At 59.2% G+C, this 16401-nt stretch carries 12 protein-coding genes and 2 pseudogenes; 9 read left to right on the forward strand and 5 right to left on the reverse strand.

The annotated features are described in order from the left end of the window. The first annotated feature begins 394 nt into the window (after positions 1 to 394). From JOY90_RS01845 to JOY90_RS01855, 3 genes and pseudogenes are all read left to right on the forward strand, one after another. A complete protein-coding gene (locus tag JOY90_RS01845) occupies positions 395 to 784 on the forward strand; it encodes an efflux RND transporter permease subunit (protein ID WP_291689470.1) in 390 nt (129 codons plus the stop codon). Then, a pseudogene (locus JOY90_RS01850) lies at positions 720 to 1308 on the forward strand (efflux RND transporter permease subunit); the annotation flags it as partial. The gene JOY90_RS01845 and the pseudogene JOY90_RS01850, both read left to right, overlap by 65 nt. 105 nt (positions 1309 to 1413) lie before the next feature. Further along, positions 1414 to 1578, forward strand: a pseudogene (locus tag JOY90_RS01855) (efflux RND transporter permease subunit); the annotation flags it as partial. A gap of 251 nt (positions 1579 to 1829) precedes the next feature. Here JOY90_RS01855 and JOY90_RS01860 read toward each other — a convergent pair. The 4 genes from JOY90_RS01860 to JOY90_RS01875 all read right to left on the reverse strand — a co-directional run bounded on the left by JOY90_RS01860 (position 1830) and on the right by JOY90_RS01875 (position 8852). Continuing rightward, the gene (locus JOY90_RS01860; protein WP_291689481.1) at positions 1830 to 2132 is read right to left on the reverse strand and encodes a hypothetical protein; all 303 of its coding nucleotides are present in this window, start codon (positions 2130 to 2132) and stop codon (positions 1830 to 1832) included. Between the two features lie 581 nt (positions 2133 to 2713). Further along, positions 2714 to 4294: an efflux transporter outer membrane subunit gene (locus tag JOY90_RS01865; RefSeq protein ID WP_291689471.1), complete on the reverse strand. Its 1581-nt coding sequence runs from the start codon at positions 4292 to 4294 to the stop codon at positions 2714 to 2716. Positions 4295 to 4343: 49 nt separating this feature from the next. After that, positions 4344 to 7589 (reverse strand): efflux RND transporter permease subunit, encoded by a 3246-nt coding sequence (locus JOY90_RS01870; protein WP_291689472.1) that lies wholly within the window; start codon positions 7587 to 7589, stop codon positions 4344 to 4346. 45 nt (positions 7590 to 7634) lie between these two features. Then, on the reverse strand, positions 7635 to 8852 hold the full coding sequence (locus JOY90_RS01875; RefSeq protein ID WP_291689473.1) for an efflux RND transporter periplasmic adaptor subunit: 1218 nt from the start codon (positions 8850 to 8852) through the stop codon (positions 7635 to 7637). A gap of 511 nt (positions 8853 to 9363) precedes the next feature. On the opposite strand from JOY90_RS01875, the gene JOY90_RS01880 reads away from it, so the two are divergent. The 3 genes from JOY90_RS01880 (at position 9364) to JOY90_RS01890 (ending at position 11625) form a co-directional block, all read left to right on the forward strand. After that, positions 9364 to 9579, forward strand: a complete 216-nt coding sequence (locus tag JOY90_RS01880; protein ID WP_291689474.1) for a hypothetical protein — start codon at positions 9364 to 9366, stop codon at positions 9577 to 9579. A gap of 472 nt (positions 9580 to 10051) precedes the next feature. Further along, positions 10052 to 10348, forward strand: coding sequence for a hypothetical protein (locus tag JOY90_RS01885; RefSeq protein WP_291689475.1), 297 nt, complete (start codon positions 10052 to 10054; stop codon positions 10346 to 10348). Between the two features lie 506 nt (positions 10349 to 10854). Continuing rightward, complete coding sequence (locus JOY90_RS01890; RefSeq protein WP_291689476.1) at positions 10855 to 11625, forward strand: SDR family NAD(P)-dependent oxidoreductase; 771 nt, start codon at positions 10855 to 10857, stop codon at positions 11623 to 11625. 294 nt (positions 11626 to 11919) lie between these two features. Here the strand turns inward: JOY90_RS01890 and JOY90_RS01895 are convergent, their stop codons facing one another. Continuing rightward, on the reverse strand, positions 11920 to 12204 hold the full coding sequence (locus JOY90_RS01895; protein ID WP_291689477.1) for a methyltransferase: 285 nt from the start codon (positions 12202 to 12204) through the stop codon (positions 11920 to 11922). A gap of 448 nt (positions 12205 to 12652) precedes the next feature. On the opposite strand from JOY90_RS01895, the gene JOY90_RS01900 reads away from it, so the two are divergent. From JOY90_RS01900 to JOY90_RS01910, 3 genes are read left to right on the forward strand one after another with little or no spacing between them, the layout of a single operon-like run. Continuing rightward, complete coding sequence (locus JOY90_RS01900) at positions 12653 to 14203, forward strand: recombinase family protein (RefSeq protein WP_291689478.1); 1551 nt, start codon at positions 12653 to 12655, stop codon at positions 14201 to 14203. After that, a complete protein-coding gene (locus JOY90_RS01905; protein WP_291689479.1) occupies positions 14200 to 15060 on the forward strand; it encodes a ParB/RepB/Spo0J family partition protein in 861 nt (286 codons plus the stop codon). Before JOY90_RS01900 ends, JOY90_RS01905 begins: the two co-directional genes overlap by 4 nt. Further along, positions 15057 to 15974, forward strand: a complete 918-nt coding sequence (locus JOY90_RS01910; RefSeq protein ID WP_291689480.1) for a plasmid partitioning protein RepB C-terminal domain-containing protein — start codon at positions 15057 to 15059, stop codon at positions 15972 to 15974. Before JOY90_RS01905 ends, JOY90_RS01910 begins: the two co-directional genes overlap by 4 nt. The last annotated feature ends 427 nt before the right edge of the window (positions 15975 to 16401 follow it).

Consider the following 16401-nt stretch of genomic DNA (forward strand, 5'->3'; position numbering starts at 1 on the left):
ACTATCATCCTCTCATCGTCGCATGGAGAAACGGCTCGCCGGTTCGCCTGTATGACTCTCCAGCGTCGTCGCTGACGCGGAGGAGGCAAGGGGGATCCGGGACATACATCCGCGAGCCTTCCATCATCCTGAGCATCCAGCGCCAACCAGGCGCGAATGCGATCGATACGGTGACGCACTGCCCCGTTTTCAGGCTTCGATCCCATCGGCCATCGACGTCAATATCATGACGGATCGCACCCAAACCATCCGTGCTTCCGTCGATGACCTCGAGTTGATGCTGGTTCGACGATCGCTCTGGTAGCGCTGGCGATCTTTTTGTTCCTGCGGAATCTGAGGCCACCATCATCCCGACGTCACCATTCCGCTATCCCTGATCGGCACCTTTGAGGTCATGTATCCGGTTGGCTACAGCCTCGACAACCTGTCCCTAATGGCACGGACGATTGCGACAGGTTTTGCCGTCGATGACGCGATCGTCATGGTCGAAAACATCACGCGCTACATTGAGGATGGAGAGAAGCCGTTGCAGGCCGCGCTCAAGGGCGCAAGGGAAATCGGGTTCACCATCATCTCGATCGGCATTTCCTTGATCGCGGTGTTCATTCCGATTCTGCTGATGGGCGGAATCATAGGCCGCTTGTTCCGCGAATTCGCCGGTCGTCGTCAGCTTCGCCATCCTGGTGTCCACTGTCATTTCGCTCGCCCTGACACCGATGATGTCCGCCTACCTTCTGCGAGATGCCGAAGTCAGCTCTGGTGGACGTCTCTATCGGCTCAGTGAGCGTTTCATCCACGGGATGCTTCGCATCTATGAGCACGGGCTGCGCTGGGTTCTCCGACATCGCAGGATCACGCTAGCGGTCACGCTCGGTACCATCGGGCTCACTGCATATCTTTACGTGATCATACCCAAGGGCTTCTTTTCGCAACAGGACACCGGCTTCATCGTGGGCGTCTCCGAGGCGGCACAGGATATTTCCTTCTCCGCGATGCTTGAGCGTCAGAACAGGCTCGTCGACATCTTGTTGAAGGATGAGGCTGTCGACGGGGTCATTTCCGCAGTCGGAGCAGGCGGCATCAACTCGACCGTCAATAACGGCCGTGTCTTCATCAATTTGAAACCTCGCTCCGAGCGCGATGCTAGCGCGAGCCAGATCATCGATCGGCTCAGGCCCAAGGTCTCGCAGGTCGAGAGTATTGCGCTGTTCGTACAGGCAGCCCAGGATATCAATGTAGGCGCCCGCTTCAGCCGCGCTCAATGTCAGTTCATCTTGCAGGACGCCCACCTCGACGAACTCGATCACCGGGCCCCAAAGCTGTATGGCGCGCTGCAGGGAATCCCATTGCTGCGCGATGTCGCAACGGATCAGCACGATCCCGTCGGCGGGAGTGGGCGCGCTCCTCGTCCTCATGCTGTTCCATTACGAACTCAGCGTCGTCGCACTCATCGGAATCATCCTCTTGATCGGGATCGTGAAGAAGAATGCGATAATGATGATCGATTGTGCGCTCCATGCCGAGCGAACGGAGGGATGGTCTTCCGAGGAGTCGATCTATCAAGCCGCCATCTTGCGCTTCCGTCCTATCATGATGACGACCAGGGCCGCTCTGTTGGGAGCCATCCCATTGGCTTTGGGGCACTGGAACGGGCGCCGAATTCGCCAGCCGCTTGAGATATGCCGTCGCCGGTGGGCTGTTGTTGTCGCAGTTCCTGACGCTCTACACAACGCCCGTCATCTATCTGGCACTCGACAAATGGAACGCGGTCGCAAAGGTCGAGGACCGGGGTCGTGGAAGAGGCCAAACGTTGCCATCGCCGGAAGCAGTCAAAAAGGTCCAAACGAGGGATCAAATGCGATCGGATTGCACCGCGTCCAGATTTTTTGCCCCTGCCGCGGCGGCGGGACTTGCCAAGGAACCAGTTTGTAGACGGTCGTTTCGGCCGGCAGCGCGCCGGGCGCGGTCACCAGCAAGGTCGCCCTGACGGTGTGATAAAAGAGGGGGCCGACTGGCAGTTCTTCAGAACGTAGCACTTCGACGAGGCAGCGCTTGTTGTGGATCACTTTGTCCGCTCTCGCCAAACCGCCGCCAACCAGGAGAAATATCAGTACCGCAGCGATGCTTCTCATTGGATGCTCTTCTACCGAAAACTGAGGCCCAGGACGAAACGGCGGCCCGACCAGTCTTGATTCTCTTAGCTATCCACTTTAGTCTAATTCGGGCCAATCGTAGCTAACCCGCAGTTTTCTCTGTTTTTCAAAATGCGGACCGCCATCGGTGATGGCGCCGACCGGAGCCCTTGTGGCGCTCACGAGTGAGGAATATCTTAGGCGATGAGCCGCGATTTGCTCGGGTAAGTTGCTGTGACGACGGTAAAGGCGAAGGTGCAAAACGCAGAGATCTCCAGAACCGTTTGGTTCGGGGGATTGGCGGTTCGAACGCTATTTATCGCCATTCTGATTGTGATCACTGCGCGCGTTGCCGGCCCTCAACTCGAACACATTTCTTCCATCTGGGAGACCCCAAGCGACGTCGTGCGCGTTGCACTGGGAGTAGCCGTTTGCATCTGGCTGGTTGTTAACCTTTTCATCCTCCCAAGAGACGCCGGCGGGTATCGAACCTGGCTCTACCTAGGACCGGTTTTGCTGCCGCTTGCGATGCTCTGCACCATCGTAGCTTGGTAATCCGGCGACAAGCCGCGAGCTGACCGTCACAGGGGCTTGTCTGACGGCGGCGGATCCGAGGCTGCTGGCGCAGCCTCTCCCATTGCACATTCGCGCCAGGCCGGCGTTGTGCATGTTGTCGGCCAGCTGCCACCAAGCGCCATGAACAGCGCCGCCGTGTCCGAAAGCCGGCTCGCTTCAGTCTGCACGCGAGTCACCACAGCTGTCAAATAAGTTTGCTGAGCATTCAGGACGGCGAGCTGATTGACTTGGCCGGCGTTGAGCTGCTTTTCGACAACGTCGAGGCTCGCCTTGGCCGTCTCTGCCGCATGGGTGGCGGCTTGCACCGCGCGTGCATCTGACTGCAAGGCCCGCAGCGCGTCCGCGACATTCTGGAACGCAACAATGACAGTGGCGCGGTATTGGGCTTCGGCTTGGTCGAGGCCGGCCTCGGCGGCCTTCTGCTTGTTATAGAGCGTAAAGCCATCAAAGATCGGCGCCGTTACCCCTGCCGTCAGGGTGTAGAAGCCGGTGCCTGGCGCAAAGCTCTGGGCAAGATTATAGGCGCTGGAGCCGCCATTGGCCGAGAGCACGAAGTTCGGAAGCCGCGCGGCGATGGCGACGCCGATCAGCGCGCTGGCGGCATGCATGTTGGCTTCCGCTTGCCGCACGTCCGGACGCTGGTCGACGAGTTTGCTGGGCAGGCTGATCGGCAGATTGGTCGGCAGCTTGATATGCGCGAGATCGAATTTCTGCGAGATCTCGTCGGATGACAGTCGCCCGGCGAGGGCGGTCAGGAGATCGCGCTGAACGGCGAGCTGCTTCTCCAGTGGTGGCAACAGCTGCTCGGCCGCGGCCAGTGCCGCTTCCTGCGCCAGTACATCGGCTTTAGCCGCCTGTCCAGCGTCGAACTGTCGCTTGAGAATGTCGAGCAGGTGGTGCTCGATTTCGATGACGCGCTTGGTTTCGGTGATCTGGCCGCGGAACGAGGCTTCGAGTATTGCGGCAGTCACGACATTGCTGGTCAGCGTGAGATAGGCTGCCTCGAGCTGAAACAATTGCTGCTCGGTGACGGCATCGAGGTTTTCGACTTGGCGGGCATTGCCGCCCCAGACATCCGGTACAAAACTTATCGTGAGCTGGTGGGTGATCAACGAGAACTCGGTCTGCGGCACCGTGCTAATATCGCCACCGAACACGGTGCCGGCGTTGGATTGCAGAATCCGCTGGGCCATCGCGTTGCCGCTGATCTGCGGCGCCCAGAGGCCGCGCTGCGCCAGCGCATTGAATTGGGCGACTTTGATGGCGGCCTCGGCCGATTGCAGGGACGGGCTGTGATTCACCGCGTCCCGAATCAGATCATTGAGCGATCGGGAGCGAAACGCGGCCCACCAGCGCGCCGAAACGGCTTCGCCGGTAACGAAGTGCTGGGCCGGGACATTCGACGCGTTGGGTGTCGGTCCGGGCGAAGCCAGCTTCCCAGACAGATAACCACTAACCCTCGGCGCCGCCGGCGGCATGAAATTGGGACCGACGCAGCCCGAAGTGGCCAGAGCCAGCACAATCGCAACGCCTCTCGCAGCCCCGCCAGAGGCGGCACCTTGCGGTCGATGGGCGGTGCCTCGCATCGGTCCGATCCAGTCAGAGCGCCTTTTACCGGGAGTCTCCGACCCCATCCTAGGTCGGTTCTGCATCGCCCACATCTTCGCTATCCGACCGTTCCGCTGTTCCCGGCACCAAAAAGATCCGGCGTAGCGCCGGCGCAACAACGAGGAGCAGGAGCGGCCCGATGAACATGCCGCCGACCACCACGGTCGCGAGCGGCCGCTGCACTTGGCTGCCGATGCCATGGGAGATCGCCGCGGGAAACAGTCCGACGCCAGCCGAAAGGGCCGTCATCAGCATCGGCCGCATGCGTTGCTCGGCACCGCGAAAGACCGCTTCGGCGAGATCCATGCCTTGGGCCCGTAATTCGCGGAAATAGGTGATGTTGAGAATGCCGTCCATGACGGCAACACCAAACAGCGAAATGAAGCCGATGGCGGCCGAAACGCTAAAGGCGAGGCCCGAAACATAGAGCGCGATCAGGCCACCGCCAATCGCAAAGGGAATACCGGCGAGCGCCAGCAGGCTATCGCGGAGCGTGTTGAACAGCCCGTACAACAGCACCAGGATCAGCAGCAGCGTGATGGGAATGACCACCATCAGACGATGTTTGGCACTTTGCAGATCATCAAACTCGCCGGCCCAAACAATTTGATAGCCGTTGGGCAGCTTGATCGCCTCCGCGACGCGCTCTTGGGCCTCCGCTACGGTTGAACCAAGGTCGCGGCCGCGCACACTGAATTTGATCGGAATATATCGCTGACTGGTTTCGCGGTAGATGAAGGAGGCTCCCGTATTCAGCGTGATATCGGCGACCTCGCTCAACGGGATGTAGGCGTTTACGCTTGATGGCGTCTGGTAGCCCACCTTGACCTTGCGGATCGCATCGATGCTGCTGCGGTATTTGGGATCGAGCCTCACCGCCACCCCGAATTGCCGATCGGCCTCCAGAATATTGCTGGCAACCGTACCGCTTAACGCCGCCTGGACCACGGTGTTCACGTCGCCGGTGTTGAGGCCGTAACGCCCGGCTCTTTCGCGGTTGACCTCGATATTGAGATTCGGTTGCCCTAGCACGTGGAAGATGCCGAGGTCCTCGACGCCGCGCACCTTGGCCATCTCATCTTTGACTTGGCCAGCGAGCTTTTCCAGCACCTCCAAGTTCGACCCGACGATCTTGACGGAGTTGGCGCCTTTCACGCCGGAAAGCGCTTCTTCCACATTGTCCTGGATGTATTGGGAGAAGTTGAATCCGATCCCCGGCAACTCCTCGGCAAACTCCTTCTGAAGTTGATCGGTCAGCGTTTCCTTGGTCACATTGGGAGGCCATTCGTCGAACGGCTTGAGCGGCGCAAACAATTCGACATTGGAGAATGGCGATGCATCGCTGCCATTGTCGGGCCGTCCATGCTGCGATACCACGGTGATGACCTCGGGATGGCGGAGCAGGATTTCTCGCATCTTACGGGTTGCTTCGGTACCAGCTTCCAGCGAGATCGTCGGTGGCAGCGCCGCCCTGATCCAGAAATTGCCTTCCTCGAGCGCCGGCAGGAACTCACTGCCAAGCTGCGACGCAGCGAGAAAACTCAGCGCCAGAAACACGCCGCCAATCGTGACCGCTGTCCTCAGGCTTCGCAGCGCCCATTGTAGCACCGGCGTATAGACGGCACGCAGACCTCGCACGATGAAGGTCTCAACCTCCCGGATTTCTCCGGGGAGCAACAGGGCGCTTAGGACCGGCGTCACTGTGAAAGTCGCGATCAGCGCCCCGGCGAGCGCATAGCCATAGGTGCGCGCCATCGGGCCGAAGATTTGCCCCTCGACACCCTGCATCGTGAACAACGGCACGAAGGCGGTCACCGTGATCGCCGCGGTGAAAAAGACGGCCTTATCCACCTGCAGCGCGCTTGAAAAGATGATGCGAAGTCGCTCCGTCCACTGCGTTTCGCTTCCATGCGGACCACCCGTTGAAGTCGGGTCAGGTCCCCAGAAACCTTCTGACAACTGTTGAAGAAGGGCCCGACGTTGTTCCGCGGGTGATTGGAAATTGCGGTAGATGTTCTCCATCATGATGACGGCAGAGTCGACGATGATACCGAAGTCGACCGCGCCCAGCGACAAGAGGTTGGCGTCCTCTCCACGCAGGACCATAATGATGATGGCAAAGAACAGCGCGAACGGAATATTCGCGCTGACGATGAGAGCACTGCGGAGCTCGCCCAGAAAAAGCCACTGGATCAGAAAGACCAGCAGGCAACCAAAAATCAGATTGTGAAGGACGGTGTGCGTCGTGACGTTCACCAACGAACTGCGGTCGTAAAACGGAACGATCTTGACGCCCGGCGGAAGACTGCCATCAGCATTGAGCTTCTGGACCGCTGCCTGCACCTTGGGAATGACGGCGTTGGTGTGCTCGGTCCGCCGCATCACCACTATCGCGGCGACGACGTCGTCGTCGTGGTCTCGGCCGGCGATACCGAGCCGTGGAACAAAACCGATCGAGACCTTGGCGACATCCTTGATCCGGATGGGCAGGCCGCCGGATTGCGTCAGAACAATATTTTCGATGTCCTGGACATGGTAGCCGTGGGTGACATCATCGGCGCCGCCACTGTCGATCAGACCGACGCCGCGGATGTTGACCGATTGCTGCCCGATTGTAATCTCGCGGCCCCCGACATTGATGTTTGCATTGCCAATAGCTGTAACGAGCTGAGGAACCGTGACATTGTACGCTTCGAGCTTTTCGAGATCGGCATCGACATTGAATTGCTTGGTGGTGCCGCCCCAGCTGTTGATTTGCGCAACGCCCGGGATCGTGAGCAGGCGACGCGTAACGACATAATCCTGCAGGGTGCGCAGATTGGTCAGCCCGAAATGCGGAGGTCCCACGAGCTGGTATCGATAGATTTCGCCGACGAGACTGGAGGCTTGGATCGTTGGTACGAGATTGCCCGGCAGGGCGACATTCTGCTGCAAGCTGATCGAGGCCTGCTGCAGCGCGAAGTAATAGTCGGTGTCATACGAGAAGGTGACGCGGACGAAGGACAAGCCGTAGAAGGACGTCGAGCGGATATTGACCACGCCGGGCGTCGGATAAAGTCCGACCTCCATGGGTATCGTGTAATATTTTTCCATCTCCTCGGCGGAGAGCCCGGGAGCTTGCGCGGTGATCTCGAGGATGACCGGTGCCGGATTTGGATAAGCTTCGATATTTAGCCTCGCAAATGCCACCAGTCCGGCGGCGCAAAACACCAACAAGCCCAGGACAATTATCGCGCTCCGTGTCAGGCCGAATTCGAGTAGCGCCTTGATCAAGTGAACCTACCCCGCTTTTGTTTGACGGTGTGCTGCCGACTGCGGTCAGTCAGTGGCGCCCAGCAGCAGCGCGTTGCTCAAGAACACCGCACCGTTGGTGACCACCTGTTCGCCGGACTGCAAGCCGTCGCGGATCTGTACCCAGCCGTTCTCCCGCAGCCCAGTGCTCACGGTCCGCTTGCTGTAGTGTCGGCTATCCTTGGTGACCCACACCGTCATCGTGCCGTCTCCTTCTCGCACCACGCCGTTCTCCGGCACCGCCAGCGAGCGCACCGGATCTTCAACGCGAATGACGAAACTTGCATACATCCCGGAGCGCAGGAGGTGATCAGGGTCGTCAACCTCCGAGCGAACGAGTTGTCGACGCGTGTTCGGGTCGATGATTGAGCCAACCGCGGCGACGCGTCCCTTGAATACTCTATCCGGATAGGCTGGCACAGTCACATCAACTGATTGGCCGACCTTGTAGGCTGGCGCATCGGTCTCGATCACGTTCGCGATCATCCACATGGTTGAGATGCCAGCGATCTGAAAGGGGGGCGGAGCAGCGCCCGGCTGGGTCAGTAATCCTGGCGCCGCGTTGCGGGTCACCACACGCCCTGCGATGGGACTCGCCACCACGAGCGTCGAGTCGATCCTGCGGTCGGCCACGATCTTGTCGATCTCCGTATTTGTTTTGCCGAAGATGCGCACGGCATCGCTGGCAGCTTTGAAATTTCCTTCCGCCGTCTGCTGGTCAGAGGTCGCCTGATCAACGTCCTTTTGGGCGCTGCCGCCCTGCTTCAACAAGCCCGTCGCTCGCGCCAGCGTCTTCTTCTGCAGTTCCAGCACGCCGGCCGAGGCCAGCAACGTGGATTCGGCTTGCAGAAGGTCGGGACTATCGATGGTGAATAGGACCTCGCCCTCTCTGACGTCGTCACCCACATTGTGGAAGGCCTTCAGGATCTTGCCCGCATATTGGGAAGAAACTTGCACCAGCATATTCTCGTTAAAGCCGATTGTGCCCACCGACGTCTTGAAGACTTCGAAGTCACGCGTTCCAACCGGGCCAACGTTGATCGAGGCCGCCTGCTTTTCTGATAGATCGACGGCTTCATCGGCCTGATCGGATTGGGTCGAGCTGGTAGCAGGCGACTGCAAACCGGCTGTCGTTTGCGAGGAGCCAGGGAATAGAAGCTTTACCCCGATCAGCCCGACGACGGCAATCGCGCACGCGGTTGCAAGGACGGATTTGGCCCTTGGAGAATTTCGAAGAGAAGTCATGCGAATTTCTGCATCCGCGCTGGATCACTCAGGCGGTAGACCGTCCCCGTCGCTTTCATGATCGTATCGAAGAGCAAAAGGCTTTACCGAAGATTAGCGTGACTCTGACGCCGGGCTGCAAGTTCCAACCATCCCTTAACGGCGCGCGCGGTCGCGGGCAAGCACGCTCGGATCGGATGCGCAACAGCGCGCGAAGAGCCCTTACACTCGGCTTACAGAGCGCTGCGAATCTTACGCTTTCCTTACAAGAGCGCTCTCACAATCTCGTGCCGATCACCTGGAGCGAACCGCTCATGACGAATCCTTTGTACATGGATCGATGGTGCGAGTACATTGGTCCTGCCATAACTCGTCAAGCCGCACGCGACTAAGAGCTGAAGCGCTCTGTCGAGCGATGGTCGAAGAGTTCCGAAATCGATACACGCAAGGGCGAAGACCATCGCTCATGAGCTGACCCGACGATGCTTACCGTCGCCAAGCTTCGGCGGCAGCTTTTTCTTTGTACGGCACGATGAACAGAAATCTTGCGTTCTGGACGGCCTTTGTTTCCGCCTTTGTCGCAAGCGGGCTGGCGATCCGTGTGGCCCTAAAACTCGGGCTCGCCGCGCAGTTTGGGGGAGAGAGCTTCGTGTCCGAGCTCGCCATGCAATCACGCGTCGCGGCCGTCGCCGGCCTCGCGGCGCTGGTATCGGCGATCGCTCAGATTATCGAGAAGGCGTCGAAATAATCCAGCATTGTGAAGATCATCGAGCTGCGAAGACAAGGTGAGAAGAAAGCGATGCGCTGACTGTGGTCGGCGACAAGCGGCTGAAATCACCTGCCTCGGGTTCGGATCACTCAATGTTTCGGTGGCCTTGCTGCTGTCTGCCCGGTTCTCACGACGTCTCCCCGCCGGGACGGCACAACGGGGTTTTTCGGAGCGACGAGGCCGCCAATGTAGTTTTGATTCTTCTTCGGGCCACCCACTGCCGCTTGTGCAAAGCACGGCGCGGTCCACAGATGTAGTATCGCAAGCACATAAGCCTTTCCGATTAAGTTCTTCCGCCTTTCGCGAAAATCCATCGGTCGTAGCCGAGCTCGAAGCATGGGCCTTCCTTTGCGTTAACGTGGGTGTGACGCTAGTCCCGTCGAGCGTCATATATGCTTGTGGCAGCCGGATATCGAGAGAGCTGATTGTGTTTGAGAGAACGAGACAACTCATGATCATTGTGATTGCCGCGCTGTTTTCGTCGGCTTCTGGCCAACCGCGCGGCACGACAACGTTCGAGGCGGCGCCGCCGGGCGAGCTCTACGATTACATCGTCCATGTCCAGAATACGTATGATTACCGCTACAATCCAGAGGTGCGAAATGACCGTATACTTCTGGCTAAACAAATCGTCAGACCGTTCTGCGCCAGGAATCGGATCGTTGGCGAGGCCAAGGTTAATACTGAGATTTTTGGCGTAATGACGGGAAGGCCGGACTACGTCGTGTATGTGAAATGCATTCATTAAGCCAAAAGCGGCGGGTGAGCTGGTTCTCTCTACCGGTATTTTCAGATGGCGAAGTGGATCTCGCAAATTGAGAGCCGTCACCAGCATCTCGTAAGGCCCAGGGGTCGCCGAGGCTAACGAGCTTGCGATAGATGATGCTCGCATTCAATATTACTAGGAGGCGAACGGCCGCATTCCAGCCGACCACCTGAAGCGAGATCTTTTCGCCGCGCGGGCCATCAACTGAGGCATAGATCCTTTCGCCGGCGGAGCATATTCCTATGTCACGCCTCAGACGCGGGAGGCGCTAGCCGGGCTCGCGAGCGCCGACGCTGGGTCCATCTGCTTTTGCGGCGGAGCGTTCTACAGCGGAACGGAAATGGGCACTGTCGAGGCGGACCAGTGGATTAGAGACGGCGCGTAGCCTCCTCGGCCTATCTCCAACGTAGCTGGAGGACGCCATCGCAACGGACCCGGGTGCGCATCTTGATTGTCCGATCGCGTTCACATGGAAAGGAAGAGCCAGAGTGGCGATTGTTCTCATCACGGGCAGCAGCGAAGGGCTCGGGCGCGCGGCGGCCCAGTCGCTTCTTGATGATGGTCATCAAGTCGTGCTGCACGCGCGATCGGCAGATCGCGCCAAGACCATCGGCGAGATCGCGTCGCGTGCAGCCGGCGTCGTGGTCGGAGATTTGCGTAGCGCAGGCGAGGTCAGAAGCATCGCCGATCAGGTCAACTCAATCGGTCGCATGGATGCGGTCATCCATAACGCGGGCGTCTATACCGAGCGAAGTCGTGGCTCGACGCCCGAAGGTCATGCCAGCACCCTGGCGGTGAACACTCTTGCGCCGTACATGCTTTCGGCGTTAATCGAGCGTCCCGATCGGCTGGTGTATCTCTCCAGCGGCCTGCACCGCGGCGGGGAAGGCTCGCTCGACCTTGACTGGACAAGGCGCCCTTGGGATGCCGGGCGCGCCTACGCCGAAAGCAAGCTGCACGCCGTTGCGCTGGCCTTCGCGCTGGCGCGACGTTGGCCGCAGGTCTTGAGCAACGCCGTTGACCCCGGTTGGGCACGCACCAGAATGGGTGGCCGAAGCGCGCCGGTCGACCTCGACACGGGGCAGAGGACCCTGACCTGGCTGGCCGTCAGCAACGAGCCAGCCGCCATGGTCAGAGGACGCTACTGGCATCATCTCCGGCAGGAGCAGCCAGCGAGCGAGGCCGCCGATCCAAAATTCCAGGACCAGCTCATCGCGAAATTCGGCGAACTGACGGGTGTAGCTCTTCTCGACGCGTGAGCCTTGCAGGCTATCGGGTGTGCCGTCTACTGGATCGTCGTATCGGTGCGGTGTTGACACCGGCCAATCTGATGATTCCTACGCGAACGCCACCAGGCAGCTTGCGCGCCGTCGTCTGCCTTGCCGATCGGGTGCATTCGTCGCGGTCGGCCGATCAGCCGAGGAAACGATCGCCGACATTATGCTGCCGGACGCGCACCTCGCAAGCGCCTCCCCGCTACGCGGATCTCGCCTCGATTATTGTGAAGTCAACAGGATCAGGCAGCTCTACATTTCTCACCCATGTGAAGCCGGCTAAAGCCAATAGATCCTGATATTTGCGCTGGGTGCGTTCGCGGCCCCAGCTATCGCGAGCATCTGGATGTCAAGGATGGCCGCTCGCTGATTGGCTGCAGAAACGGTCATGACCTCGGGCATCACGCGCTCAATCAGCAGCAAGCGTGTAGTCGCTGAGGCGCTCTTGCGGCAGTTGAGCAGAATCGCGCTTGCAGCGGAATCGTCCCAGTCATGGATGACCGATTTCAATATGATGGCGTCAAAACCCTCCGGCTGCGATCGCCAGCTGACATGGGACGCCAAAACTCAACAACTGCACCTCGCGCCGCTTTATGAAGCCCCGGTTTCCCCGCTCGCTTACCGAACTGGTGAGAAGTCCCGACAGTCCCCTCGTTCGACGCCTCGCTGTGAGGCCGAGCCCGGCGGACGGATACTTTCCGCGTGTCGGGCTCGTTTGTGGCAGGGGACGGGGCCCGCCAACGCGCCCTCGACGCGCCGCCGCCGCTTCCGAACATCATTCTGCCGAGGGTAAGGTGACAGAGCTACGGCGCGCAGACGCTCTGCCGGTTAGACGCATTGCCCAAATTGGGGCAATCGGTCTTGAGCGGCGGTATGACCCGTTCGCCAGTGTCTCCGTGTTGTCAAGCGCCGTCGCCCGCGGGCAGCCCAGCTTTGTCCTTAGCGGCACCACGTTCATCAACTATCAGTAAGCCGGCAGTCTCGGAAGTCGTGGCATCACGAGGACCGGAAAGTGGCGGTTGAATCCGAAGTGGTGATGGCAAGGGCGCGAGCCGCGCAGTACGTGCGCATGTCCACGGACAAGCAGAAATACTCGACACAGAATCAAAAGGACGCCATCGCGTCCTACGCAGCGCACAGAGGTTTGACGATCGTTCGCACCTATTCTGACGAAGGGCGTAGCGGCCTCAACATCAGCCGTCGGGATGCGCTCCGGGCTTTGATTGAGGATGTAAAAAGCGGTAATCCCGGTTTTGAGTTCATTCTCGTCTACGATGTAAGCCGTTGGGGACGGTTTCAGGACGCCGATGAGAGCGCGTATTACGAGTTCATCTGCAAGGAAGCCGGCGTCCGAGTGCTCTACTGTGCCGAGCTCTTCGAAAATGACGGAAGCCTGTCCTCGACCATCCTGAAGAGTCTGAAGCGGGCGATGGCTGGCGAATACAGTCGCGAACTGTCGAATAAGGTCTTCATGGGCCAGAGCCGCATCACCAGAATGGGTTTCTGGCGCGGAGGTTTTCCGGGCTATGGGCTGCGCAGGCTCCTGCTCGACGAGCGCGGAAAAGTTAAGGCGCAGCTGGAGTTCGGGCAACAAAAGAGCCTACAGACCGATCGCGTCGTCATTATCCATGGTCCGCCGCTCGAAGTCGAAACAGTCAGGCGAATTTTTCATTCCTTCGCCGTTGAGCGGAAGACGGCCTATCGGATCGCCGCGGAATTGAATTTGGATCAAATCCCGACTCTGCGCGGCGGGCCGTGGGGTGACCACTCCGTCTTGAAAGTCCTAAAAAACGAAAGATATCTAGGCCACATCATCTTCAACCGGACGTCGGAGAAGCTCGGCCGGAAGCGCGTGCTCAACCCGCCTGAAATGTGGATCCGCAAGGATCACGCCTTTGAGCCGATGGTCAAGCCGGATCTGTTCGAGCAGGCCCGGAAGATTCTGCAAGAGAGACGGAATGTGTGCTCCGAGAAAGAGATGTTGGAGCGCCTTGCGGCTTTGCAGCGAGAGAACGGTCGGTTGACCCGCACCATCATCGATGCCTGTGAAGATGTGCCAGCCGTTTGGACACTGCAGCGGCACTATGGCTCGCTGCTTGCTGCCTACAGGCTCATCGACTATCAGCCGCAGCGGCTCGTGGTGCGCTCCAGTATCGCGACGACGCGCCGCTCGATCCTGCAAACGGCAGCCACCGAAATCGGGGCCAGGATCGAGGAACTCGGCGGCCGCGCGAGCATCAGCCAGGACAATCGACTTCTGACGATCGATGATGAGTTCTCGATCTCGCTTTGTGCGGCGACGCCGAATCGGTTGTCGACCCGGATTCGCTGGTATGCAAACGTTGAGACAAAGGCCCGATCCGACCTCACATTGGTGATCCGGACTGAGCTTTCCGGAACTAAAATTGATGCGTGCTACTTGGTTCCGACTGTGGCACTCGCGGGGGTGAAGTACAAACGCATCTGCCTTTCCGACAAGATTTTCGTCGGAGCATGCCGATACACCAACCTCGACGCGTTTTGTCGCATGTGCGTTGGCCTTGAAGAGGAACGGGCTGCGTGAAGCGAGATCGCACGATCAGATCGATACCTATATCGGCCATCACCGTGCTCAACCCGCGCGAGCGCAGCCCGCTTCGGCAGAAGGAACTGGTCGTTTCCATTGACCGCCTTGGCTTGAAAAGACCAATCACGGTGAGTGACCGCGGCCAAGCCGGGAGTTACGAGCTGATATGCGGTGAGGGGCGGATCGAAGCGATTGTCGAATTGGGCGCAAAGGAAATTCCTGCCATCCTAGTGGATGCCGCGACCGAAGACTGCCTTTTGATGGGCCTGGTCGAGAATATCGCGCGGCGCCACCGCGCCCCACTCGAACTTTTCAGCGAGATCGCGCGCCTCGCCAAGAGCTACAGTGCGGCCCAGGTTGCGGCTAAGCTCGACATGCCGGCCTCCCGCGTGGCGACGGTCTGCTATCTGCTGAGGCATGGCGAGGAGCAACTCCTGAATGCTGTCGAGAAAAAGATCATTCCATCGACCGTCGCGCGTGAGATCGCAAGAGCGAAAACGCCGGAGCTGCAGGCATCACTGTTGCAGGTCCATGCGGACAAACCGCACACAAGTCATCAGCTTGCGAAATTGCGAAGACTGATTGATCAGCGCCAGCCCGAGTCCCAAGGCGAGGATGTGGCGAGATCCAGTGCCGTGGACCTCATGCGCGCCTACCGGCAGGAGACCGATCGTCAGCTGACGGTCAGAAAGAAGGCGGCTCTCACGGAGATGCGACTCTTGTTCCTTCTGAACGCGTTGAGGACCCTGTTGCAAGAGCGAATGTTTCTCTCCCTTCTGCGCGAAGAGCGGCTTGAGCGAATGCCCATGCCGTTACTCCGCCGGCTTGCTACGGCGTCCAAGGGGATATCGTGAACAAGCGATGCGTCCGCGCTGCCTTCGAGAGTACGCTGCAGACCCTGCCGTTCGCCTCGTTGCTGCCGACGAGGCAAATTACGGATCTGGTAAGGCGAAGCCCCCGATATCGGTGCATTGCCGCGTCCCTTGATGAAGTCGGTTTGGTTGAACCGCTGGTGGTCTACCGAGAGGCCGATCATCGGGGACGCTATCTGCTGCTCGATGGCCATCTAAGACGCAGCATCTTGATGGAAAGAGGGGAGACCAAGGTCGATTGTCTTTTTGCCAAAGATGACGAGGCGTATACGTACAACAAGCGGATCAACCGGCTTTCGGTCGTGCAACAGCATTTCATGATCGTTCGAGCGATCGAGCGTGGGGTGCCGGAGTCAAAGCTTGCGCGGGCTCTAGACGTCAAGATCGATTACATCAACCAGCGCAAACGCCTGTTGAGGAACATCTGCGTGGAAGCCGTGCAGATGCTCAGGGACGCAGCCGTAAATCCGGTCGTGTTCGACGTCCTGCGAAAGATGAGACCCACGCGTCAGATCGAAACCTGCGAGTTGATGGCCTCCGCCGGAAGCTACACGTCGGCGTACGCGAGGGCTCTACTCGTTGCGACCAAAGACTGCGATCTTGTGAAGCCAGTAAAGCCCTCGGCCCGGCCTCGAATCTCGTCCGCAGATCTGTCCCTCCTGGAAAGGGAGCTCAAGACCGCGCAGGAGGACTTCAGGGCCGTCGAGGCAGCGTATGGAAACGACATGCTCAATCTGGTGATCGCAACCAGATATATTTCGCAACTCCTTGGAAACGAAAGAATCGGCCGTTATCTCGATGAGAACCATCCAGAAATACTGGCCGAGTTCGGACGGATCGTCGATGCTGCGGATTCGAGCTGCACGATGAATGACAGTGTCGACGCCGACGTCTAAGCCTCGATCATGCGGGTCTGCTTGGGACTGGCGAAGGAAGGCCTCGATAGACTTCCTTCGGTTGTTTCGCGGCTGTACACCGCGCCGCATCTCTCAAGGTGCTCCCGCATCATCGTGACGAAGTGGTTCAGGTCGGAGAGGTGCAGCTTGCGTTCGTGCTAGCGATGGTGCCGTTCGAGTGCACGAAGCTGTCGCTCCATGATCGCGCCGGCCTTGATGGTGTCGGCTTCAGAAGGACGTCTGCACGTCGCGGCTATGTCGGAGGAAAATTCGAGCGGGGGATGCTTACTCGGTTCTGACATCTCGGAAACAAAGGAGCGCAGCGCGGCGGACTCGAATCGCCCTCATTGCAGCCAGCGCTTCCGATCGCTTTCGACGATCCGGGAATTGGTCCGCTTGTAGCGGCGGACCGGAAGTAGCCAGCTGG

The organism is Bradyrhizobium sp. (genome assembly GCF_019242285.1).
Lineage (GTDB): Bacteria > Pseudomonadota > Alphaproteobacteria > Rhizobiales > Xanthobacteraceae > Bradyrhizobium.

Excerpts from the sequence above, each read along its gene's own strand:
- JOY90_RS01865 (WP_291689471.1), bottom strand. The coding sequence starts at position 4,294 with ATGCGAGGCACCGCCCATCGACCGCAAGGTGCCGCCTCTGGCGGGGCT.
- JOY90_RS01885 (WP_291689475.1), top strand. The coding sequence starts at position 10,052 with ATGATCATTGTGATTGCCGCGCTGTTTTCGTCGGCTTCTGGCCAACCG.
- JOY90_RS01875 (WP_291689473.1), bottom strand. The coding sequence starts at position 8,852 with ATGACTTCTCTTCGAAATTCTCCAAGGGCCAAATCCGTCCTTGCAACC.
- JOY90_RS01845 (WP_291689470.1), top strand. The coding sequence starts at position 395 with ATGTATCCGGTTGGCTACAGCCTCGACAACCTGTCCCTAATGGCACGG.
- JOY90_RS01860 (WP_291689481.1), bottom strand. The coding sequence starts at position 2,132 with ATGAGAAGCATCGCTGCGGTACTGATATTTCTCCTGGTTGGCGGCGGT.
- JOY90_RS01880 (WP_291689474.1), top strand. The coding sequence starts at position 9,364 with ATGAACAGAAATCTTGCGTTCTGGACGGCCTTTGTTTCCGCCTTTGTC.